A 613-nucleotide genomic window follows, 5' to 3' on the forward strand; every position below is an offset into this window, starting at 1 on the left:
TCAAAAGAAAGAAGCAAGTGACTTCACAGGTTCCACACACTGAAACAAAGCCACTATTCTCTTTTAATAAAGAAATTAATGCGGGAGCTGTAGTAATCTTAGTAAACGAGGAGGCTGACAATACTATAAATAAATGACAACTTAAATAATGAAATGGCAACAGTTTTTTTGACAAATTTTATAAGGTGCAGAACTTCTTTCCGTATGCTATTCCGATTGTCCTTGACAATGAGCCTCCTCGGATGTGACGATCTTCGGCAGGAGCTAACAGTTAAAGTTAGACTGCTTCGCTAGCGTTCGCACATCCGAGCTCATTATCAAGGATTCGCTGCGCCAATTTCTGGTTACGGTAACCAACCGGTGTCTCGTAGCCAAGTGTACCGTGCAACCGAAGGTGGTTCCACCAATTGACATAGTCAAATAACTCCAAATCCAATTCTTGTAAGGTTTCAAATGTGTATTGATAGACAAATTCTACTTTCAACGACTTATAAGTTGATTCAGCTACGGCATTATCAAAAGGACAGCCTTTATGACTCAATGATCGATTGATGTATTTGCGATTTTTAATGAAATAGTCATATGCGGGAACATATCGACTATTTCGTACGTT

General features: G+C 39.0%; 1 protein-coding gene. It reads right to left on the reverse strand.

The window, feature by feature from the left end:
* Window positions 1-277 precede the first annotated feature (277 nt).
* Window positions 278-613, reverse strand: a 336-nt coding sequence (locus tag ACRCJ0_RS18395) for an IS3 family transposase (RefSeq protein WP_431391602.1), incomplete at its 5' end; no start/stop codon positions are given.

The organism is Aerococcus sp. L_32, from assembly GCF_050689315.1.